The organism is Streptomyces sp. NPDC111516, from assembly GCF_055635345.1.
On record NZ_JBVKBV010000001.1, the window covers coordinates 138,878 to 159,604 of the forward strand.

General features: G+C 69.8%; 18 protein-coding genes. 5 read left to right on the plus strand and 13 right to left on the minus strand.

Annotated features, from left to right (window positions below; genetic code table 11):
• Positions 1-54 precede the first annotated feature (54 nt).
• The 5 genes from tkt to pgl are packed head-to-tail and all read left to right on the plus strand — an operon-like array spanning position 55 to position 6,646.
• Positions 55-2,157: a transketolase gene (gene tkt, locus ACZ7L9_RS00685; protein WP_471411229.1), complete on the plus strand. Its 2,103-nt coding sequence runs from the start codon at positions 55-57 to the stop codon at positions 2,155-2,157.
• A gap of 34 nt (positions 2,158-2,191) precedes the next feature.
• Positions 2,192-3,310 carry a transaldolase gene (gene tal / locus ACZ7L9_RS00690; protein ID WP_471411231.1) on the plus strand — a complete coding sequence of 373 codons (1,119 nt, stop codon included), beginning with the start codon at positions 2,192-2,194 and terminating at the stop codon, positions 3,308-3,310.
• Between the two features lie 5 nt (positions 3,311-3,315).
• Entirely contained in the window at positions 3,316-4,848 is a 1,533-nt protein-coding gene (zwf, locus tag ACZ7L9_RS00695; RefSeq protein WP_471411233.1) for a glucose-6-phosphate dehydrogenase, read from the plus strand.
• Complete coding sequence (gene opcA / locus ACZ7L9_RS00700; RefSeq protein ID WP_471411235.1) at positions 4,845-5,867, plus strand: glucose-6-phosphate dehydrogenase assembly protein OpcA; 1,023 nt, start codon at positions 4,845-4,847, stop codon at positions 5,865-5,867. The genes zwf and opcA overlap by 4 nt, the downstream gene beginning before the upstream one ends.
• Positions 5,864-6,646, plus strand: a complete 783-nt coding sequence (pgl, locus tag ACZ7L9_RS00705; protein WP_471411237.1) for a 6-phosphogluconolactonase — start codon at positions 5,864-5,866, stop codon at positions 6,644-6,646. Before opcA ends, pgl begins: the two co-directional genes overlap by 4 nt.
• 341 nt (positions 6,647-6,987) lie before the next feature.
• Here pgl and ACZ7L9_RS00710 read toward each other — a convergent pair whose 3' ends face one another.
• From ACZ7L9_RS00710 to ACZ7L9_RS00770, 13 genes are all read right to left on the minus strand, one after another.
• Positions 6,988-8,553 carry a PH domain-containing protein gene (locus tag ACZ7L9_RS00710; protein WP_471411239.1) on the minus strand — a complete coding sequence of 522 codons (1,566 nt, stop codon included), beginning with the start codon at positions 8,551-8,553 and terminating at the stop codon, positions 6,988-6,990.
• Positions 8,550-9,053 (minus strand): PH domain-containing protein, encoded by a 504-nt coding sequence (locus ACZ7L9_RS00715; protein WP_471411241.1) that lies wholly within the window; start codon positions 9,051-9,053, stop codon positions 8,550-8,552. Before ACZ7L9_RS00715 ends, ACZ7L9_RS00710 begins: the two co-directional genes overlap by 4 nt.
• Before the next feature lie 4 nt (positions 9,054-9,057).
• A complete protein-coding gene (pgi, locus tag ACZ7L9_RS00720; protein WP_471411243.1) occupies positions 9,058-10,710 on the minus strand; it encodes a glucose-6-phosphate isomerase in 1,653 nt (550 codons plus the stop codon).
• Between the two features lie 172 nt (positions 10,711-10,882).
• Positions 10,883-11,218, minus strand: a complete 336-nt coding sequence (locus ACZ7L9_RS00725; RefSeq protein ID WP_072483070.1) for an RNA polymerase-binding protein RbpA — start codon at positions 11,216-11,218, stop codon at positions 10,883-10,885.
• A 109-nt stretch (positions 11,219-11,327) separates the two neighbouring features.
• Positions 11,328-11,564 (minus strand): preprotein translocase subunit SecG, encoded by a 237-nt coding sequence (gene secG, locus ACZ7L9_RS00730; protein ID WP_471411245.1) that lies wholly within the window; start codon positions 11,562-11,564, stop codon positions 11,328-11,330.
• Positions 11,565-11,677: 113 nt separating this feature from the next.
• Positions 11,678-12,454 (minus strand): triose-phosphate isomerase, encoded by a 777-nt coding sequence (gene tpiA / locus ACZ7L9_RS00735; RefSeq protein WP_471411247.1) that lies wholly within the window; start codon positions 12,452-12,454, stop codon positions 11,678-11,680.
• 6 nt (positions 12,455-12,460) lie between these two features.
• Complete coding sequence (locus ACZ7L9_RS00740; protein WP_471411249.1) at positions 12,461-13,672, minus strand: phosphoglycerate kinase; 1,212 nt, start codon at positions 13,670-13,672, stop codon at positions 12,461-12,463.
• A 109-nt stretch (positions 13,673-13,781) separates the two neighbouring features.
• Positions 13,782-14,789, minus strand: coding sequence for a type I glyceraldehyde-3-phosphate dehydrogenase (gene gap, locus ACZ7L9_RS00745; protein WP_471411251.1), 1,008 nt, complete (start codon positions 14,787-14,789; stop codon positions 13,782-13,784).
• A 259-nt stretch (positions 14,790-15,048) separates the two neighbouring features.
• Positions 15,049-16,038, minus strand: coding sequence for a DNA-binding protein WhiA (gene whiA, locus ACZ7L9_RS00750; RefSeq protein ID WP_266745531.1), 990 nt, complete (start codon positions 16,036-16,038; stop codon positions 15,049-15,051).
• Positions 16,029-17,063 carry a gluconeogenesis factor YvcK family protein gene (locus ACZ7L9_RS00755; protein ID WP_471411253.1) on the minus strand — a complete coding sequence of 345 codons (1,035 nt, stop codon included), beginning with the start codon at positions 17,061-17,063 and terminating at the stop codon, positions 16,029-16,031. Before ACZ7L9_RS00755 ends, whiA begins: the two co-directional genes overlap by 10 nt.
• The gene (gene rapZ / locus ACZ7L9_RS00760; protein ID WP_471411255.1) at positions 17,060-18,031 is read right to left on the minus strand and encodes an RNase adapter RapZ; all 972 of its coding nucleotides are present in this window, start codon (positions 18,029-18,031) and stop codon (positions 17,060-17,062) included. The genes ACZ7L9_RS00755 and rapZ overlap by 4 nt, the downstream gene beginning before the upstream one ends.
• Positions 18,028-20,094 carry an excinuclease ABC subunit UvrC gene (gene uvrC, locus ACZ7L9_RS00765; RefSeq protein WP_471411257.1) on the minus strand — a complete coding sequence of 689 codons (2,067 nt, stop codon included), beginning with the start codon at positions 20,092-20,094 and terminating at the stop codon, positions 18,028-18,030. The genes rapZ and uvrC overlap by 4 nt, the downstream gene beginning before the upstream one ends.
• 188 nt (positions 20,095-20,282) lie before the next feature.
• Positions 20,283-20,711 carry a Rieske (2Fe-2S) protein gene (locus tag ACZ7L9_RS00770; protein ID WP_471411259.1) on the minus strand — a complete coding sequence of 143 codons (429 nt, stop codon included), beginning with the start codon at positions 20,709-20,711 and terminating at the stop codon, positions 20,283-20,285.
• Positions 20,712-20,727: the final 16 nt, after the last annotated feature.

Sequence of the window (20,727 nt, forward strand, 5' to 3'; positions counted from 1 at the left end):
CCGGTGCGGTCACAGTCACCGGTTTACAACAGTGGAGAGGAGCCCTGACTCAGGGTGAGCACCAAGCCGACCACCACAGACCTCCAGTGGACCGAATTGGACCAGCGGGCCGTGGACACTGTCCGCGTCCTTGCCGCCGACGCCGTACAGAAGGTCGGAAACGGCCACCCGGGCACGGCGATGAGCCTGGCTCCCGCCGCGTACACCCTCTTCCAGAAGGTGATGCGGCACGACCCCGCCGACGCGGAGTGGACCGGTCGCGACCGGTTCGTGCTCTCCGCCGGGCACAGCAGCCTTACCCTCTACATCCAGCTCTACCTTGCCGGATACGGCCTGGAGCTCGATGACCTCAAGGCCTTCCGTACCTGGGGCTCGAAGACCCCCGGTCACCCGGAGTACGGCCACACCACCGGCGTCGAGACGACCACGGGCCCGCTGGGCCAGGGTGTCGCCAACGCGGTGGGCATGGCGATGGCCGCCCGTTACGAGCGCGGTCTGTTCGACCCGGAGGCGGCCCCCGGCACCTCCCCGTTCGACCACATGATCTGGGTCATCGCGGGCGACGGCTGTCTCCAGGAGGGCATCTCCGCGGAAGCCTCCTCGCTGGCCGGGCACCAGAAGCTCGGCAACCTGGTCCTGCTGTGGGACGACAACCACATCTCCATCGAGGGCGACACGGAGACCGCGGTTTCCGAGGACACCCTCAAGCGGTACGAGGCGTACGGCTGGCACGTCCAGCGCGTCGACCAGCTGCCCAGCGGCGATCTGGACCCCGCGGGTCTGTACGCGGCGCTGCAGGCCGCCAAGGCCGAGACCGAGCGCCCGTCGTTCATCGCGGCCCGCTCGATCATCGCCTGGCCCGCCCCGCACGCCCAGAACACCGAGGCCTCGCACGGCTCGGCGCTCGGTGACGAAGAGGTCGCCGCGACGAAGAAGGTCCTCGGCTTCGACCCGGAGAAGTCCTTCGAGGTCTCCGACGAGGTCATCTCCCACACGCGTGAGGCGCTGGACCGCGGCCGCGAGACCAAGGCCGAGTGGGAGAAGTCCCTCGCCGCGTGGCGCACCGCCAACCCGGCGCGCGCCGCCGAGTTCGACCGGATCTCCGCGGGCGAACTGCCCACGGGCTGGGAGGACGAGCTCCCGGTCTTCGAGCCGGGCAAGAACGTCGCCACCCGTGCCGCCTCCGGCAAGGTACTCCAGGCTGTCGGCGAGATCGTCCCCGAGCTGTGGGGCGGCTCCGCCGACCTCGCGGGCTCGAACAACACCACGATCGACAAGAGGTCGTCGTTCCTCCCGGTGGGCAACCCGCTGCCGGAGGCCGACCCCTACGGCCGCACGATCCACTTCGGCATCCGCGAGCACGCCATGGCCGCGGCCATGAACGGCATCGCGCTGCACGGCCACACCCGTGTCTACGGCGGCACCTTCCTGGTGTTCTCCGACTACATGCGCAACGCCGTGCGCCTGTCCGCGCTGATGCACCTGCCGGTGACGTACGTGTGGACGCACGACTCCATCGGTCTCGGCGAGGACGGCCCGACCCACCAGCCGGTGGAGCACCTGGCCTCGCTGCGCGCCATCCCGGGCCTGAACATCGTCCGCCCGGCCGACGCCAACGAGACCGCCATCGCCTGGCGTGAGATTCTGCGCCGCTACACCAAGGTGTTCGGCAAGGGAGCCCCGCACGGCCTGGCCCTGACCCGCCAGGGCGTGCCGACGTACGAGGCGAACGAGGACGCGGCCAGGGGCGGCTACGTGCTCTTCGAGGCCGAAGGGCCCGGAGGGCAGAACACGGCGCCCCAGGTCCTCCTCATCGGTACGGGCTCCGAGGTGCACCTTGCCGTCGAGGCGCGCGAGGAGCTGCAGGCGGCCGGCATTCCGACCCGGGTGGTGTCGATGCCGTCGGTCGAATGGTTCGAGGAGCAGGACCAGGCGTACAAGGACAGCGTTCTGCCGCCGTCCGTGAAGGCGCGTGTCGCCGTCGAGGCGGGTATCGGTCTGACGTGGCACCGTTATGTCGGGGACGCCGGCCGGATCGTCTCGCTGGAGCACTTCGGTGCCTCGGCCGACGCCAAGGTCCTCTTCCGTGAGTTCGGGTTCACCGGCGAGCACGTCGCCGCCGCCGCGCGGGAATCTCTCGCCGCTGCCACGCGCTGACGCCGTTATACGACTAGTAGGAGATGCAATTCTCATGACAGACGCACTCAAGCGCCTCTCCGACGAGGGCGTGGCGATCTGGCTCGATGACCTGTCGCGCAAGCGGATCACCTCGGGCAACCTCGCCGAGCTGATCGACGAGCAGCACGTCGTGGGCGTCACCACCAACCCGTCGATCTTCCAGAAGGCGATCTCGCACGGCGACGGCTACGAGCAGCAGCTCACCGATCTCGCCACCCGCAAGGTCACCGTCGACGAGGCCATCCGCATGATCACGACGGCCGATGTGCGGGACGCGGCGGACATCCTGCGTCCGGTCTTCGACGCCACCGACGGCCAGGACGGCCGGGTCTCCATCGAGGTCGACCCGCGTCTGGCGCACCGCACCGCCGCCACCGTCGCCGAGGCGAAGCAGCTGGCATGGCTGGTGGACCGGCCCAACACGCTCATCAAGATCCCGGCGACGAAGGCCGGTCTCCCGGCGATCACCGAGGTCATCGGAAAGGGCATCAGCGTCAACGTCACGCTGATCTTCTCGCTGGAGCGCTACCGCGAGGTCATGGACGCCTACCTGGCGGGTCTGGAGAAGGCGAAGGCCGCGGGTCTGGACCTCTCCAAGATCCACTCGGTGGCCTCCTTCTTCGTGTCCCGCGTGGACACCGAGATCGACAAGCGTCTCGACGCGATCGGCACCGACGAGGCCAAGGCGCTCAAGGGCAAGGCGGCGCTCGCCAACGCCCGGCTCGCCTACCAGGCGTACGAAGAGGTCTTCGGCTCGGAGCGCTGGGCCGCCCTGGACAAGGCGCACGCCAACAAGCAGCGCCCGCTGTGGGCCTCCACCGGCGTCAAGGACCCCGCGTACAAGGACACCCTGTACGTCGACGACCTGGTCGCCCCCGGCACGGTGAACACCATGCCCGAGGCCACCCTGGACGCCACCGCGGACCACGGACAGATCACGGGCAACACCATCGCCGGCACCTACGAGCAGGCCCGTGCCGAGCTCGACGCGGTCGCGAAGCTCGGGATCTCCTACGACGACGCCGTCCAGCTCCTTGAGGACGAGGGCGTCGAGAAGTTCGAGGCGTCCTGGATCGACCTGCTCAACTCGACCGAGGCGGAGCTCAAGCGCCTCACCCCTTCGGAGGACTGACCACCTTGTCTGGTGTTCCCGGAGCCAACCCGCTTCGTGACCCGCAGGACCGACGGCTCCCGCGCATCGCGGGACCGTCGGGCCTGGTGATCTTTGGCGTCACGGGCGATTTGTCCCGTAAAAAGCTGATGCCCGCCGTCTACGACCTGGCCAACCGCGGCCTGCTGCCGCCGGGCTTCTCACTCATCGGCTTCGCGCGCCGCGAGTGGCACGACGAGGACTTCGCACAGGAGGTCCACGACGCTGTCAAGCAGCACGCGCGTACGCCGTTCCGCGAAGAGGTCTGGCAGCAGCTCATCCAGGGGATGCGCTTCGTCCAGGGCAACTTCGACGACGACGAGGCCTTCGAGACCCTGAAGGCCACGATCCAGGACCTCGACAAGGCACAGGGCACAGGAGGCAACTTCGCCTTCTACCTGTCCGTGCCGCCGAAGTTCTTCCCCAAGGTCGTCCAGCAGCTCAAGAAGCACGGGCTCGCCGACCAGAAGGAGGGTTCCTGGCGGCGTGCCGTCATCGAGAAGCCCTTCGGCCACGATCTGAAGAGCGCGCAGGAGCTCAACCAGATCGTCCACGACGTGTTCCCGCCCAACGAGGTCTTCCGGATCGACCACTACCTGGGCAAGGAGACGGTCCAGAACATCCTGGCGCTGCGGTTCGCCAACACGATGTTCGAGCCGATCTGGAACAGGTCGTACGTCGACCACGTCCAGATCACGATGGCCGAGGACATCGGCATCGGCGGCCGGGCCGGCTACTACGACGGCATCGGTGCCGCCCGCGACGTCATCCAGAACCACCTGCTCCAGCTGCTGGCGCTGACGGCCATGGAGGAGCCCGGCTCCTTCCACCCGAAGGCCCTGGTCGCCGAGAAGCTCAAGGTGCTCACGGCGGTGGAGCTGCCTGAGGACCTGGGCAAGCACACGGTGCGCGGCCAGTACATGCACGCGTGGCAGGGCGGCGAGGAGGTCCTCGGCTATCTGGAGGAGGACGGCATCGACCCCAAGTCGACGACCGACACCTTCGCCGCGATCAAGCTGACGATCAACAACCGCCGCTGGGCGGGCGTGCCGTTCTACCTCCGGACCGGAAAGCGGCTCGGCCGCCGGGTCACGGAGATCGCGGTCGTCTTCAAGCGCGCCCCGTATCTGCCCTTCGAGTCCGGCGCGACCAAGGAGCTGGGCGGCAACGCCCTGGTCATCCGGGTCCAGCCGGACGAGGGCGTGACCGTGCGGTTCGGCTCCAAGGTGCCCGGCACCTCGATGGAGGTCCGGGACGTCACGATGGACTTCGCGTACGGCGAGTCCTTCACGGAGTCCAGCCCGGAGGCGTACGAGCGGCTCATCCTCGATGTGCTGCTCGGCGACGCCAACCTCTTCCCGCGGCACCAGGAGGTCGAGCTCTCCTGGAACATCCTCGACCCGATCGAGGAGTACTGGGACAAGCACGGCAAGCCCGCGCAGTACCCGGCGGGCACCTGGGGCCCGGCCGAGGCGGACGAGATGCTCGCACGAGACGGACGGAGCTGGCGTCGGCCATGAAGATCGATCTCACGGAGACCACTTCCAGCAAGATCAACCAGGCACTGGTGTCGGCCCGCCGGGCCATCGGCACCCCCGCCATCGGCATGGTGCTCACCCTGGTCATCGTCACCGACGAGGAGAACGCGTACGACGCGCTCAAGTCGGCCGGCGACGCCTCGCGCGAGCACCCCTCCCGGATCATCGCGGTGATCAAGCGGGTCAGCCGCTCGCCGCGCAGCCGCCGGGACGCCCGGCTCGACGCCGAGGTGCGGGTCGGATCCGACGCGGGCACCGGCGAGACCGTCGTCCTGCGTCTCCACGGCGAGCTGGCCAACCACGCCCAGTCGGTGGTCCTGCCGCTGCTGCTGCCGGACGCCCCGGTCGTGGTCTGGTGGCCCGAGGGTGCACCCGACGATCCGGCGAAGGACCCGTTGGGCGCGCTCGCCCAGCGCCGGATCACCGATGCGTACTCCTCGGAGAACCCGGGTGACGAACTCGCGGTGCGCGCCCGGTCGTACACCCCGGGCGACACCGACCTGGCCTGGACCCGCATCACGCCGTGGCGCTCGATGCTGGCGGCCGCGCTCGACCAGCAGCACGTCGAGCTCGTCTCGGCGACGGTCGAGGGAGAGTCGGAGAACCCGAGCTGTGAGCTGCTCGCCATGTGGCTCGCGGACCGGCTCAAGGTCCCGGTGGAGCGCACCCTGTCCGCCGGCCCCGGTCTGACGGCCGTGCGGATGGAGACCAAGAACGGTGTCATCGTCCTGGACCGGCCGGACGGTTCGCTGGCCACGCTCTCGATGCAGGGCCAGCCCGACCGTGCGGTGGCGCTCAAGCGGCGGGAGACCGCCGAGTTGCTCGCCGAGGAGCTGCGGCGCCTGGACCCGGACAACACCTATGAGGCGACGGTGAAGTTCGGCGTGGAGAAGCTCGGCGGACCGGCGGAGCAGAAGCCTGCCGAGCCGAAGTCCGGCGGGACCGCCGCCGCTCCGGCCGCCGCCAAGAAGACGGCGGCCAAGAAGGCGGCGACGAAGTGAGTGTCCCTCAGCTTGTCGTGCACCGCGACAAGGAGCTGATGGCGCAGGCCGCCGCGGCCCGGCTGATCACCAGGATCGTGGACGCCCAGGCCGCCCGCGGCTACGCCTCGGTGGTCCTCACCGGCGGGCGCAACGGCAACGGCCTGCTGGCCGCCCTCGCCGCCGCGCCCGCCCGGGACGCGATCGACTGGTCACGGCTCGATCTGTGGTGGGGCGACGAGCGGTTCCTGCCGGAAGGCGATCCGGAGCGCAATGTCACGCAGGCCCGCGAGGCACTGCTGGACTCGGTGCCGCTGACCCCGTCCCGGGTGCACGCGATGCCCGCCTCGGACGGCCCCTGCGGCAATGACGCCGACGCGGCCGCGGCCGTGTACGCCGAGGAACTGGCCGCGGCGGCCGGTCCGGAGGACCACGGTCCGGTGCCGACGTTCGATGTGCTGATGCTGGGCGTCGGCCCGGACACGCATGTCGCGTCGCTCTTCCCGGAACTGCCCGCGGTACGGGAGACCGAGCGCACCGTCGTCGGTGTGCACGGCGCCCCCAAGCCGCCGCCCACCCGGGTCTCGCTCACGCTGCCCGCGATCCGGGCGGCGCGCGAGGTGTGGCTGCTCGCCGCGGGTGAGGACAAGGCGGAGGCCGCGGAGATCGCGCTCTCGGGGGCCGGGGAGATCCAGGCCCCGGCGGCCGGTGCGTACGGACGCAGCCGCACCCTGTGGCTGCTGGACGCGACGGCGGCCTCGCGGCTGCCGCGTGCGCTGTATCCGCCCGCCTCTCCCTGAGCGGACGTCAGTACCGTTGTGCCCGGGCCCGGTTCGCTCCCTGGAGCGGCCGGGCCCGCGGTGTGACATGGCATGGAACCGGGTGCGCCGTACCCCGACGACCGGATTTCGTGGCGTCGGCCGGCACCGGGGGCAGCAGGTTCCGTGTCACCGGCAGGGCACACGGCCGATCCAGCGCTCAGGTCCTGTCCTGCCGATCTTCGCGGGCCCGGAATCTGGCACGGCACCTCGCCGCGTTGTCGGAGTCACCCAAGTGCGTCCAGTACGAGGACGATCCTCCGCCTCGCGATGCACCGCACCAGACGCCCCGGGCTGATCCACGAAGATCGACAGGACAGGACCTAGCCGGCCGCCGGGGTGCGCTCCAGGAAGGGTTCCAGCAGGCCCGGGACGGCCTCCGAGGCGAAGTCGAGGCCCTCGCTCGCGTCCACGTCGTACGCCGTGTACGCGCCCGCTCCGGCGGCCGTCGTAGCGGTGAGGCTCAGCACCCCGGACCGCCGCTGGAAGTACGTCTGGCGGACCGTCCAGCCGATGACACCGGCCCGCTCCAGCGCGGCGGTCGAACGCCGGACCGTGCCCGACCGCACCACCAGGTAGTCGCCGCTGAGAGCATGCCCCAGACCGCGGTACGCGTCCCGGGCCAGGAACACCCCCATCGGCAGCCCCACGGCTGCGCAGCCGAGCGCGGTCCAGAGCAGTACGGGGGTCAGCAGCACGCCGAGCACGGCCTGGACGCATACGGGGACGACGACGGCCCAGAACGCCCGGCGCAGCCGGCGGCCGCGGGCCGCGAAGGGGTGCCCGGTCAGCTGGACGCCGGTCGGGGACGTGGTCTCGCGCAGGACGTCGGCGGCCACCGTGTCGGCGACGGGCCGGGGCGCGGCGGGCAGCAGGGTGTTGCGGTCGCCGTGCTGCTCCTCGTCGTCCTTGGCGAGCCCGGTGGTGATCGCGTCGACGCGGGCGGCACCGAAGAACCGGATGCCGAGCGGTTCGACGAGGTCGACGCCGCGCAGCCGCCGCTCCTCGATGGAGACGGACCGGGAGGTCAGCAGGCCGCGCCGGATGCGCAGGGTGCCGCCGGGTTCGCGCTCCAGCCGGTAGCTCCACCACATCTCGACCCACAGGCCGAGCGCGCCGACGACACCGGCGGCCACGGCTGCGACGGCGAGGATCACGATCATGACCGTCAGCGAGGTGTCCCGGAACCGGTCGCCGACCCAGTCGATCACCTGTCCCTGCGCTCCGAACCAGTCGCTGACCTGCATCACCGCACCGGCCGCCGCGCCGCCGAGCGCGGGGGCGACGAACGAGACCGGTGCGTAGCGGATCCAGCGCGGGTCGAGGGCGACGAGTTCGCCTTCGCGATGGGTGCCCGGAGTGCCGGTGGCCGTACGTTCCAGCAGTTCATGGCGGAGCCGTTCGCCCTCGGCCTTGGGCACCGGGTCCAGTTCCAGGGTGGATTCGCCGCCGGAGTGCTCGCCGGTGCCGATGCGGACGGTGACCAGACCGAGGACCCGTTGGAGCGGATGGGCGGTGAGGTCGACGCTGCGGATGCGCTCACGGGCCAGTGAACGCTTCTTGACCAGGAACAGCCCGGTGTGGAGCTCGACCCGTTCGGCGCCGATGCGGTAGCGGGTGCGGCGCCACGTCACGTAGCCGCCGGCCGCGGCGCAGCCGATCAGCAGGAGCGCGCCGGCCAGCACCCAGGCGACCGCGTGTCCGAAGCCGAACCGCCCGGAGAGCCCCAGCGTGGTGGGCGCGGCCGCACCGGCCGCCACCCCGGCCGTGACGAGTGCGCTGACGAGGACCGTACGCCGGTCCAGCCGCCGCCAGTCGGTGGCGGTATCGGGGCCGTCGGCGCGGTCGTCGTCCCCGGCGTCCGGGGAAACGGCCGCCTCGGCGGTCATGTGGCGTCCCCGGGGGTGTCCTGGGTGATCCGGGTCAGCCGCTCGGCGAGCTCGGCCGCCAGCTCGTGGCCAAGCCCCTCGATCCGGACCGCGCCCTTGGACGATGCGGTGGTCACGGTGACCGTGGCGAGCCGGTAGAGCTGTTCGAGCGGGCCGCGGACGGTGTCCACGGTCTGGATACGGGACATCGGGGCGATCCGCCACTGCTGTCGCAGGACGCCGGTTCTGACGTACACCGCTTCGTCGGTGACCTCCCAGCGATGAGCACGGAACCACCAGAGGGGGCAGAGGACGGCGCAGCCGACGCCGAGGACCGCGAGGATCGCGGCGGGCAGCAGCAGCCAGAAACGGGCGGGCTCGATGAGCGCGCCGAGCACGGCCAGGACGGCCACCGGCACCGCGGTCAGCAGCAGCCACTGGGCCCGCCACCAGCCGACGGCCCTCGGGTCCAGAGTGTTGTTCGGCGGCCTCAGCCGCACCGTCCGCTCCCCCGTGGTCATCGGCTCAGCGCCCCCTGCGGGCGCGGTACGCCGCAACGAGTGCGGCAGTCGAGCTGTCCAGCTGCTCGCCCCCCTTGCCTTCGGTCAGCACCGGCTCGATCTTCTTGGCGAGGACCTTGCCGAGTTCGACGCCCCACTGGTCGAAGGAGTCGATGTTCCAGATGGCGCCCTGGACGAAGACCTTGTGCTCGTACAGCGCGATCAGCTGGCCGAGCACGGACGGCGTCAGCCGGTCGGCGAGGATCGTCGTCGTCGGGTGGTTGCCCTGGAAGGTCTTGTGCGGCACGAGTTCCTCGGCGACGCCCTCGGCGCGGACCTCGTCCGGCGTCTTGCCGAAGGCCAGTGCCTGGGTCTGGGCGAAGAAGTTGGCCATCAGCAGATCGTGCTGGGCCACGAGACCGGGCAGCAGGTCGGCGACGGGCTCGGCGAAGCCGATGAAGTCGGCCGGGATGACCTTGGTGCCCTGGTGGATCAGCTGGTAGTAGGCGTGCTGCCCGTTGGTGCCGGGGGTGCCCCAGACGACCGGGCCGGTCTGCCAGCCGACCGGATTGCCGTCCCGGTCCACGGACTTGCCGTTGGACTCCATGTCCAGCTGCTGCAAGTACGCGGTGAACTTGGACAGATAGTGACTGTAGGGCAGCACGGCATGCGACTGCGCGTCGAAGAACGCGCCGTACCAGACGCCCAACAGGCCCAGCAGCAGCGGGACGTTGTCCTCGGCGGGGGCGGTGCGGAAGTGCTCGTCGACGAGGTGGAAGCCGTCGAGCATCTCGCGGAACCGGTCCGGGCCGATGGCGATCATCAGCGAGAGTCCGATGGCGGAGTCGTACGAGTAACGGCCGCCGACCCAGTCCCAGAACTCGAACATGTTGGCGGTGTCGATGCCGAAGTCCGCGACCTTCTCGGCGTTCGTGGACAGCGCCACGAAGTGCTTGGCGACAGCGTCCTGATCGGCCCTCAGACCGGTCAGCAGCCAGTTGCGGGCCGAGGTGGCGTTGGTGATGGTCTCGATCGTGGTGAAGGTCTTCGACGCGATGACGAAGAGCGTCTCGGCCGGGTCGAGATCGCGCACGGCCTCGTGGAGGTCGGCGCCGTCGACGTTCGACACGAAGCGGGCGGTGAGCGAGCGGTCCGTGAAGGAGCGCAGCACCTCGTACGCCATGGCGGGGCCGAGATCGGAACCGCCGATGCCGATGTTGACGATGTTCTTGATGCGCTTGCCGGTGTGACCGGTCCACTCCCCCGACCTGATGCGGTCGGAGAAGGCCGCCATTTTGTCGAGCACGGCGTGCACGGCCGGCACCACGTTCTCGCCGTCGACCTCGATCACCGCGTCGCGCGGGGCACGCAGCGCGGTGTGCAGGACGGCGCGGTCCTCGGTGGTGTTGATCTTGTCCCCGCGGAACATCGCGTCCCGCAGCTCCGCCACCCCGGTGGCCGCGGCGAGCTCACGCAGCAGCCGGAGCGTCTCGCCGGTGACCAGGTGCTTGGAGTAGTCGACGTAGAGATCGCCGACCCGGAGGGTGTATCCGGTGCCGCGCTCCGGATCGTCCGCGAAGAGCTGCCGCAGATGCGTCGTTCCGAGCTGCTCGCGGTGCTTGCCCAGAGCGGTCCACTCGGGCGTCTGGTTGAGCCTGGTTCGGCTTGGTGTATTCATCCCGGATATCAGCCCACTTCTTCTCGTGCCTGCAGGTGCCCCGCTGCCCTTCCAACCTAATTGATCAGAAGGGTGGACGAGACGACGGCGAGCTGCGGCACGGTAAAAGCGGTCCGGCCGGGCACCTCGGAGGTGCCCGGCCGGTGAACAACAACCAGTGCCGTGAGAGGCACTAGATTTCGCCCCGGAGTTTCGCCAGGGCCTCGGCGAGGATGGCCTCGCCGTCCGCATCGCTGCGCCGCTCGCGTACGTACGCGAGGTGCGTCTTGTACGGCTCGGTGCGCGGCGGGTCCGGCGGGCTGTCCCGGTCCTGGCCGGCCGGGAAACCACAGCGTGGGCAGTCCCAGGTCTCCGGTACCTGCGCGTCACTGGCGAAGCTCGGCTGCGTCTCGTGCCCGTTCGAGCACCAGAAGGAGATGCGGAGGCGCGGTGCGGACTCGCCCCGCTCGGCCTCCCCCATCGGCCCCGCTCCGACCCGGCTTCCCCGGATCGCGTTGCCACTTGCCACGGTCGTAACTCCCTGCGTGATGGTGCTCGAAGATGCCCCAGTCTACGTAAGGCCCAACGCGCGTCCAGTGAAAGGAGTTACACCCTCACCGGGAATCGCCTACGACGGGTCAGTTGTCCAGCTTGATCAGCAGACCAAGCACAACAATGCACGCGAACCAGGCCACACCGACGAAGACCGTGATCCGGTCGAGGTTCCGCTCGGCGACCGAGGAGCCGCCCACGGACGACTGCATACCGCCACCGAACATGTCGGAGAGGCCGCCACCCTTTCCCTTGTGCATCAGCACCAGCAGCATCAGCAGCAGGCTGAAGACGATCAGGGCGATCTCGAACGCCAAAACCACGGCTGGTCCCTACTTTCCGGAATTCTCTGGACTGCATGTGCGAACAGCGGAGGCCGGGAGACTACCCCTCCTCGGCCCCCGCAAGGGTACGACGGATCCGCGCTACCGCATACTCACCGGTCCCGGAAGCGGACGATCTTGACGAACTCGTCGGCGTCCAGTGCGGCGCCACCGATCAGCGCACCGTCCACATCGGGCTTCGACATGATCTCGGCGACGTTCCCGGACTTCACGGAGCCGCCGTACTGGATACGGACCGCATCGGCCAGGTCCTGGGAGTACAGCTCGGCGAGGCGGCTGCGGATCGCCCCGCACACCTCCTGTGCGTCGTCGGCGCCGCAGACCTTGCCGGTCCCGATCGCCCAGACCGGCTCGTACGCGATCACGATCGACGCGGCCAGCTCGGCGGGAACGTCCTTGAGACCGCCGTCGACCTGCGCGAGCGTGTGCGTGACGTGGTCGCCCGCCTCGCGGACCTCCAGCTCCTCGCCGACGCAGAGGATCGGGGTCAGGCCGTGCTTGAAGGCGGCCTTCACCTTGGCGTTGCAGAGCTCGTCGGTCTCGCCGTGGTACTGGCGGCGCTCGCTGTGGCCGACGGCGACATAGGTGCACTTCAGCTTGGCGAGCATCGGGCCGGAGATCTCACCGGTGTACGCGCCGGAGTCGTGCGCCGAGATGTCCTGGGCGCCGTACTTGATCTTCAGCTTGTCGCCTTCGATCAGGGTCTGCACGGAGCGCAGATCGGTGAAGGGCGGCAGGACGGCGACCTCTACGGCGTCGTAGTCCTTGTCGGTCAGCGCGAAGCCGAGCTTCTGGGTGTGGGCGATGGCCTCGAGGTGGTTGAGGTTCATCTTCCAGTTGCCCGCCATCAGCGGGGTACGGGTGGTCATGAAAGGTCAGTCCTCCAGTGCGGCGAGGCCGGGAAGCGTCTTGCCCTCGAGGTATTCGAGGCTGGCGCCGCCACCGGTCGAGATGTGTCCGAACGCGTTCTCGTCGAAGCCCAGGATGCGGACGGCAGCGGCGGAGTCGCCACCGCCGACCACACTGAAGCCCGAGGAGTCTACGAGAGCCTGGGCGACGGCCCGGGTGCCCTCGGCGTAGTCGGGGTGCTCGAAGACGCCCATCGGGCCGTTCCAGAAGACGGTGACGGCGTCGGCGAGCTTCGAGGCGTACAGCTTGTTGGTCTCGGGGCCGTTGTCCAGGCCCATGAAACCGGCGGGGATCGCGTCCGCGGGCACGGTGCGGTGCTCGGTCGGAGCCTTGGCCTTGAGGTCGGGGAACCGCTCGGAGACCACGACGTCGACGGGGAGCACGAACTCCACGCCCTTCGCCCTGGCACGCTCGAGGTACTCCAGCACCGCCGGGATCTGGTCCTCCTGGAGGAGGGAGCTGCCGACCTCGTGGCCCTGGGCCTTGAGGAAGGTGTACGCCATGCCGCCGCCGATGAGGATGCGGTCGGCGCGCTCCAGCAGGTGGTCGATCACGCCGAGCTTGTCGGAGACCTTCGAGCCGCCGAGCACGACGGCGTACGGGCGCTCGACGTTCTCGGTGAGCTTCTTCAGGACGCCGACCTCGGTGGCGATCAGGTCGCCGGCGGCGTGCGGCAGCCGGGCCGGGAGGTCGAACACCGAGGCGTGCTTGCGGTGCACGGCTCCGAAGCCGTCGCCCACGTACACATCGGCGAGTTCGGCGAGCCGGTCGGCGAACGCGCCGCGCTCCGCGTCGTCCTTCGACGTCTCACCGGGGTTGAAGCGGAGGTTCTCGATGACGGCGACCTTGCCGTCGGTGAGCGCGGCGACCGTGGCGCGGGCGGACTCGCCGACGGTGTCGGTCGCGAACGCCACGTCCGCGCCGATGAGTTCACCGAGGCGGGCGGCGGCGGGTGCCAGGGAGAAGGCGGCGTCCGGGGCGCCCTTGGGGCGGCCCAGGTGCGAGGCGACGATGACCCGCGCACCGGCCGCGGCGAGTTTCTCCACGGTCGGCTGGACGGCCCGGATGCGGCCGTCATCGGTGATGGTGGTGCCGCTCAGCGGCACGTTGAGGTCGGCGCGGACGAATACGCGCTTGCCGGTGACCCCTTCGGCGAGAAGTTCGTCGATCGTCTTCATCTTGCTGGACTCCTTGGGAGGACGAGAGGGCATGCAACGGGGCTCGAACGGCGCCGCGTTGCGCTGTTCGAGCCCCGTGCTCACTTCGAGGTGCCTGCCGATCCGACGGTCAGAGCTGGCTGCCGACGAACACGGTCAGGTCGACGAGGCGGTTGGAGTAGCCCCACTCATTGTCGTACCAGCCGATGACCTTGACCTGCGTGCCCTCTGCCATGGTCAGCAGGGAGTCGAAGGTGCAGGACGCCGGGTCCGAGACAATGTCCGAGGACACGATCGGGTCCTTGGTGTAGGCCAGCTTGCCCTTGAGCGGGCCTTCCTCGGCGGCCTTCTGGAACGCGGCGTTGACCTCGTCGCGGGTCACCTCGCGCTCCAGCGTGATGACCAGGTCGGTGACCGAACCGGTCGGGACCGGGACGCGCATCGCCATGCCGTCGAGCTTGCCCTTGAGCTGCGGGAGCACCAGAGCGGTGGCCTTGGCGGCGCCCGTCGTGGTCGGGATGATGTTCTCCGCGGCGGCGCGGGCGCGACGCAGGTCGGAGTGCGGGAAGTCCAGGATGCGCTGGTCGTTCGTGTACGCGTGAACCGTCGTCATGAGGCCCTTGACGATGCCGAAGTTCTCGTCGAGGACCTTGGCCATCGGCGCGACACAGTTGGTGGTGCAGGAGGCGTTGGAGATGACGTGGTGGCTGGCCGCGTCGTACTTGTCCTCGTTGACACCCATCACGATCGTGATGTCCTCGTTCTTGGCCGGGGCCGAGATGAGGACCTTCTTGGCGCCACCCGCGATGTGCTTCTCGGCGTCGGCCTTCTTGGTGAAGATGCCGGTCGACTCGATGACGATGTCGACGCCCAGCTCACCCCAGGGGATGTCGGCCGGGTTGCGCTCGGAGAGCACCTTGATGGTGTGGCCGTCGACGGTGATGCTGTCGGCGGTGTGACCGACCTCGGCCTTGAGACGGCCCAGGATCGTGTCGTACTTCAGAAGGTGTGCCGTGGTCGCGGTGTCACCCAGGTCGTTGACAGCCACGATCTCGATGTCCGCACCCTGCTCCAGCAACGCGCGGAAGTAGTTACGACCGATGCGGCCAAAGCCGTTGATGCCTACGCGGATCGTCACGAACCGATCTCCTCGTTAGGTACGCGGGGTTTCCCCCGGCGAGTTGTATGAGATGTCCCCGACCGCTTCCGACCCTACCTCTCCGATGGCCGGGGAGTGACATCGAGCGGGGCCGTAAGAAGCGCCGAGGCCCGTACCCCGCCGTAGGAGTACGGGCCTCCGGATACCCGGCTGCACAGGCAGTGGCGATTACGGAGTGTCAACACTCTCGGGAAGGCCGCGCGTTCTGGATTCGGACGATTTCATGGCCTTTGGCGGGTCACCCCACCAGGCCGTCGGCGAGCTCCTCGCTGAGGGTGGATTCCGTACCCGGAATGCCCAGGTCCTGGGCCCGCTTGTCGGCCATCGCCAGCAGCCGACGGATCCGGCCGGCGACCGCGTCCTTGGTCAGCGGCGGTTCGGCGAGCGCGCCCAGCTCCTCCAGGGATGCCTGCTTGTGCTCCATGCGCAGCCGCCCGGCGGCCGCGAGGTGCTCGGGCACCTCCTCGCCCAGGATCTCCAGCGCACGCCCCACCCGGGCGCCCGCGGCGACCGCGGCCCGCGCGGAACGGCGCAGGTTGGCGTCGTCGAAGTTGGCGAGCCGGTTGGCGGTGGCGCGGACCTCGCGCCGCATCCGCCGCTCCTCCCAGGCCAGCACCGACTCATGGGCGCCGAGCCGGGTGAGCAGGGCCCCGATCGCGTCGCCGTCGCGGACGACGACCCGGTCCACTCCGCGCACCTCTCGGGCCTTCGCCGCGATGGACAGCCTGCGGGCCGCGCCGACCAGCGCGAGCGCCGCCTCCGGGCCCGGGCAGGTCACTTCCAGCGAGGAGGAACGACCCGGCTCGGTGAGCGAGCCATGGGCCAGGAAGGCTCCGCGCCAGGCGGCCTCGGCATCACAGGTGGCCCCCGAGACCACCTGCGGGGGCAGGCCGCGGATGGGACGGCCGCGGCCATCCACCAGTCCGGTCTGGCGGGCCAGCTGGTCGCCGCCCGCCACCACCCGTACGACATAGCGGGAGCCGCGCCGCAGCCCGCCGGGAGCCATCACGATCAGCTCCGAGCTGTGCCCGAAGATCTCCAGGATGTCGCGCTTCAGCCGGCGCGCCGCCATCGCGGTGTCCAGCTCCGCCTCGATCACAATCCGGCCGCTCACCAGGTGCAGCCCACCTGCGAACCGAAGAATCGCCGAGACTTCTGCCTTCCTGCAGCAGGTCCGGGTCACGGGAAGCCGAGAGATTTCGTCCTTCACCGCGGGCGTCATCGCCATGGGCCGATCCTTCCATGCATCCGAAAAATACGGTCGTACGCGGCGGCCAACAGCTCCGGGTCATGAATCGGAACACCGTCGGGTGAGGCCACCGGCGCCAGCTCGACCGCGGCACCGAGCCGCTTGGCGGCGTCGGCGAGGGACTCACGATCGGGCACGGCGGCTTCGTCGGCCAGCACCACGTCCATGGCGAGTTTAGGGGCGTGTCGTCCCAAAACCTCCAAATGACGCTGCGGGGAGAAGCCATCAGTTTCGCCGGGTTGCGGTGCGAGGTTGAGCGAGAGCACCTTGCGGGCCTTGGTCTCGATGAGCGCGTCGAGCAGTTCCGGTACGAGCAGGTGCGGGATCACGGAGGAGAACCAGGACCCCGGGCCGAGCACCACCCAGTCGGCGTCCAGGACGGCGGCGACGGCCTCGGGAACGGCCGGCGGGTCGTGCGGGACGACGTGGACGGACTGCACCTCGCCCGGGGTGAGCGCCACGGTGGCCTGGCCGCGGACCGTGTCCACGTGGTCGGGGCGGGCCGGGTCGTGTCCCCGTACGAGTGCCTGGAGCTCCAGTGGCACAGCGGACATGGGCAGCACCCGGCCGTGCGCCCCGAGGAGCTTGCCGACCAGGTCCAGGGCCTGGACGTGGTCGCCGAGCTGCTCCCACAGGGCGACGATCAGCAGGTTGCCGACCGCGTGCTCGTGCAGGTCGCCCTTGGACTGGAAGCGGTGCTGGATGACCTGGGCCCAGGTCTGGCCCCAGTCGTCGTCACCGCACAGGGCGGCGAGCGCCTTGCGGAGGTCGCCGGGTGGCAGGACACCGAGCTCCTCGCGGAGCCGACCGCTGGAGCCGCCGTCGTCGGCGACCGTGACCACGGCCGTGAGGTCGCCGGTGATCCGGCGGAGCGCCGCGAGCGACGCGGACAGGCCCATGCCGCCGCCGAGGGCGACGACTTTGGGCTGCGCGCCGCGCTTGCGGGCGGACAGTGCAGAGGTGGCTCTGCGCAGCCTCCGCAGGCGCAGATTACGACTGGTCACTCGCGCCCCATGTCCCGGTGGACGAGTACGGTCTCGATGCCTTCGGTCGCGAGCCGGGCCGCGAGCTTCTCGGACATGGCGACCGAGCGGTGCTTGCCGCCCGTGCAGCCGACGGCGATCGTCACGTAGCGCTTGCCCTCGCGGCGGTACCCGGCGGCGATGAGCTGGAGCAGTTCCGTGTACTGGTTGAGGAATTCCTTGGCGCCGGGTTGGTCGAAGACGTAGTCGGAGACCTCCGCGTTGAGCCCGGTGAACGGGCGCAGCTCGGGGACCCAGTGCGGGTTGGGCAGGAAGCGGCAGTCGACCACCAGGTCGGCGTCGACCGGCAGGCCGTACTTGAAGCCGAACGACATGACCGTGGCGCGCAGCTCCGGCTCCTCGTCGCCGGCGAACTGGGCGTCCATCTTGGCGCGCAGTTCGTGCACGTTGAGGCTGGAGGTGTCGATCACCAGGTCGGCGTCGCCGCGCAGCTCGCGCAGCAGGTCACGCTCGGCGGCGATGCCGTCGACGATCCGGCCGTCGCCCTGGAGGGGGTGCGGGCGGCGGACCGACTCGAAGCGGCGGACCAGGGCGTCGTCGGAGGACTCCAGGAAGACGACCCGCCGGGTGACGTGCTTGGCCTCCAGGTCGGCGAGGGAATCGCGGAGGTTGTCGAAGAAGCGGCGGCCGCGTACGTCGACGACGACGGCGATCCGGGCCACGTTGCCCTGCGAGCGGGCGCCGAGCTCGACCATGGTGGGGATCAGGGCGGGCGGCAGGTTGTCCACGACGAACCAGCCGAGGTCCTCCAGACACTTGGCCGCTGTGCTGCGGCCCGCGCCCGACATCCCCGAGATGATCACCAGCTCGGGAATGGCCGCGGCCCCGTCGCCCGTGTCGATCGTGGTGCCCGTACTCACGTGTCCTGCTCCGTCTGCTCGGTCGGTGTTGTCGTGCCCGACTTCGTGTTCGTGTTCGTGCTCAGTCATGTCGTGCTGCCCCCGTCGTCCTCTTCGATGATCTCTCCTGTCGCCGTGTTCACGGCGGGCGTGGCCGGGGCGGCCGAGGCCAGGGCGACGGCCACTGATTCCGCCGTTCTGCGGCCTATCCCCGGCACCTCGCAGATCTCGTCGATTGTCGCCTGCTTCAGCTTCTTCACGGAGCCGAAATGCTTGATCAACGCCTGTTTCCGGGTCTCGCCGAGACCGGCGACAGCATCCAGGGGGCTGGAACGGATGCGCTTGGCCCGCTTGGCGCGCTGATACGTGATCGCGAAGCGGTGGGCCTCGTCGCGGACGCGCTGGAGGAGGTAGAGGCCTTCGCTGGAGCGGGGCAGGACGACGGGGTCGTCGTCATCGGGCAGCCAGACCTCTTCGAGGCGCTTGGCGAGGCCGCAGACGGCGATGTCGTCGATCCCGAGCTCGTCCAGGGCGCGCCTGGCCGCGGCGACCTGCGGCTGGCCGCCGTCGACCACGACGAGCTGCGGCGGATAGGCGAACCGCTTGGGACGGCCGTCGTCCTCACGGGGCTCGGCGTCCGGATCAGGGGCGGTGTCCATGCCGGCGGCCGGGTCGGCCGGGGCCGTCGAGGCGGTTTGCGGGGCCGGGACGGGGCCGCTCGGGGCGGGGGTCTCCTCCCACTCCCCCGTCCGTTCCTTCTCCTGGAGATACCGCTTGAAGCGGCGGCCGATCACCTCGTGCATCGACCGGACGTCGTCCTGGCCCTCGAAGCCCTTGATCTGGAAGCGGCGGTACTCGCTCTTGCGGGCAAGACCGTCCTCGAAGACGACCATGGAAGCGACCACGTCGTCGCCCTGCAGATGGGAGATGTCGAAGCACTCGATGCGCAGCGGAGCCGTGTCCAGGCCGAGAGCCTCGGCGATCTCCTCCAGGGCCCGGGAGCGGGTCGTCAGGTCGGAGGCGCGTTTGGTCTTGTGCAGCCCCAGGGCCTGCTGGGCATTGCGCTGGACCGTCGCCATCAGGTCCTTCTTGTCGCCGCGCTGCGGGATGCGCAGGCTGACCTGGGAGCCCCGCCGGTCGGCCAGCCACTGGGAGACCGCATCGGGGTGCTCGGGGAGGGCCGGGACGAGAACCTCCTTGGGGACGGAGTCGCCCGTCTCCTCTCCGTACAGCTGTTGCAGGGCGTGCTCGACCAGGCCCGAGGTGTCGACGTTCTCGACCTTGTCGGTGACCCAGCCGCGCTGGCCGCGCACCCGGCCGCCACGCACATGGAAGATCTGGACGGCGGCTTCGAGCTCGTCCTCGGCGACTGCTATCAGGTCGGCGTCGGTGGCGTCGGCGAGGACGACGGCGCTCTTCTCCATGGCCCGCTTGAGGGCCTCCACGTCGTCACGGAGCCGGGCCGCCCGCTCGTACTCCATCTCTTCGGCCGCCGCCATCATGTCCTTCTCCAGGCGGCGGATGTACGTGCCGGTGCGGCCGGCCATGAAGTCACAGAAGTCGACCGCCAGTTCGCGGTGTTCCTCGGGGGTGACCCGGCCGACGCAGGGGGCCGAGCACTTGCCGATGTAGCCGAGGAGACACGGGCGGCCGGTCCTGGCTGCGTTCTTGAAGACTCCGACGGAGCACGTACGCACCGGAAAGACCCGGAGCATCAGGTCGACCGTCTCGCGGATCGCCCAGGCATGCCCGTACGGACCGAAGTAGCGCACGCCCTTCTTCTTGGCTCCGCGCATGACCTGGACGCGCGGGAATTCCTCGTTGAGCGTGACCGCGAGATACGGATAGCTCTTGTCGTCGCGGTACTTGACGTTGAACCGGGGGTCGAACTCCTTGATCCAGGAGTACTCCAGCTGGAGCGCCTCGACCTCCGTGGAGACGACGGTCCACTCCACCGAGGCGGCCGTGGTGACCATCGTGCGCGTACGCGGGTGGAGCGCGGCCAGGTCCTGGAAGTAATTGGCCAGGCGCTGGCGCAGGTTCTTGGCCTTTCCGACGTAGATCACCCGGCGGTGTTCGTCGCGGAATTTGTAGACCCCCGGGGAGTCGGGGATCTGTCCCGGCTTGGGGCGGTAGCTGGAGGGGTCTGCCATGTGTCCCACCCTACTTGCGGGCAGTGACAGGGCGGCCTGCTCGGCCGTGGTGCCGTGCTCCGGGGCGCGGCTCGAGGGAGCGCGCCCCGCTGCTCTCGGCACCCGGCTGAGGGAGGGTGCCACCCACCTTTTCGGCTACGGCTCCGACGACCCAACGGGAGGGCCGTGCGGCGAATCCGCCCTCCGCGTCAGGCGTCGGGGCCCGCGACGAGCTTTCCGCCCTCGATCCTGACCGGGACGGAGGGCAGCGGCGCGGTCGCCGGGCCGTGCGTCACCTTGCCGGTCGTCGTGTCGAAGCGGCTGCCGTGGCAGGGGCAGTTCCCCACGTTGTCCTCGACCTTGTCCAGCAGGCAGCCCGCGTGGGTGCACTGGGCGCTGAACGCCTTGTACTGGCCCTTGGCCGGGCAGGTGACGACGACCCGCTGGTCGCGGTAGAGCTTGGATCCGCCGACCGGAACCTCTTCCGGCACGCCGAGCTCGACGGGGGCGGTCGGCGTCGGCGTCTCGGCGTGGCCGAGCTTCGACTCGGTCGAGCAGGCGGCCACTCCCAGCCCGGCGACGCCGGCGAGAGCGGCACCCTTCAGCACAGTACGGCGGGCGGCGGGCTGGCCGGGCATGCGGTCTCCACTGGTC

Excerpts from the sequence above, each read along its gene's own strand:
- tal (WP_471411231.1), top strand. The coding sequence starts at position 2,192 with ATGACAGACGCACTCAAGCGCCTCTCCGACGAGGGCGTGGCGATCTGG.
- opcA (WP_471411235.1), top strand. The coding sequence starts at position 4,845 with ATGAAGATCGATCTCACGGAGACCACTTCCAGCAAGATCAACCAGGCA.
- ACZ7L9_RS00710 (WP_471411239.1), bottom strand. The coding sequence starts at position 8,553 with ATGACCGCCGAGGCGGCCGTTTCCCCGGACGCCGGGGACGACGACCGC.
- ACZ7L9_RS00715 (WP_471411241.1), bottom strand. The coding sequence starts at position 9,053 with ATGACCACGGGGGAGCGGACGGTGCGGCTGAGGCCGCCGAACAACACT.
- pgi (WP_471411243.1), bottom strand. The coding sequence starts at position 10,710 with ATGAATACACCAAGCCGAACCAGGCTCAACCAGACGCCCGAGTGGACC.
- tpiA (WP_471411247.1), bottom strand. The coding sequence starts at position 12,454 with ATGACCACCCGTACCCCGCTGATGGCGGGCAACTGGAAGATGAACCTC.
- ACZ7L9_RS00740 (WP_471411249.1), bottom strand. The coding sequence starts at position 13,672 with ATGAAGACGATCGACGAACTTCTCGCCGAAGGGGTCACCGGCAAGCGC.
- whiA (WP_266745531.1), bottom strand. The coding sequence starts at position 16,038 with ATGGCGATGACGCCCGCGGTGAAGGACGAAATCTCTCGGCTTCCCGTG.
- rapZ (WP_471411255.1), bottom strand. The coding sequence starts at position 18,031 with ATGACTGAGCACGAACACGAACACGAAGTCGGGCACGACAACACCGAC.
- uvrC (WP_471411257.1), bottom strand. The coding sequence starts at position 20,094 with ATGGCAGACCCCTCCAGCTACCGCCCCAAGCCGGGACAGATCCCCGAC.
- ACZ7L9_RS00770 (WP_471411259.1), bottom strand. The coding sequence starts at position 20,711 with ATGCCCGGCCAGCCCGCCGCCCGCCGTACTGTGCTGAAGGGTGCCGCT.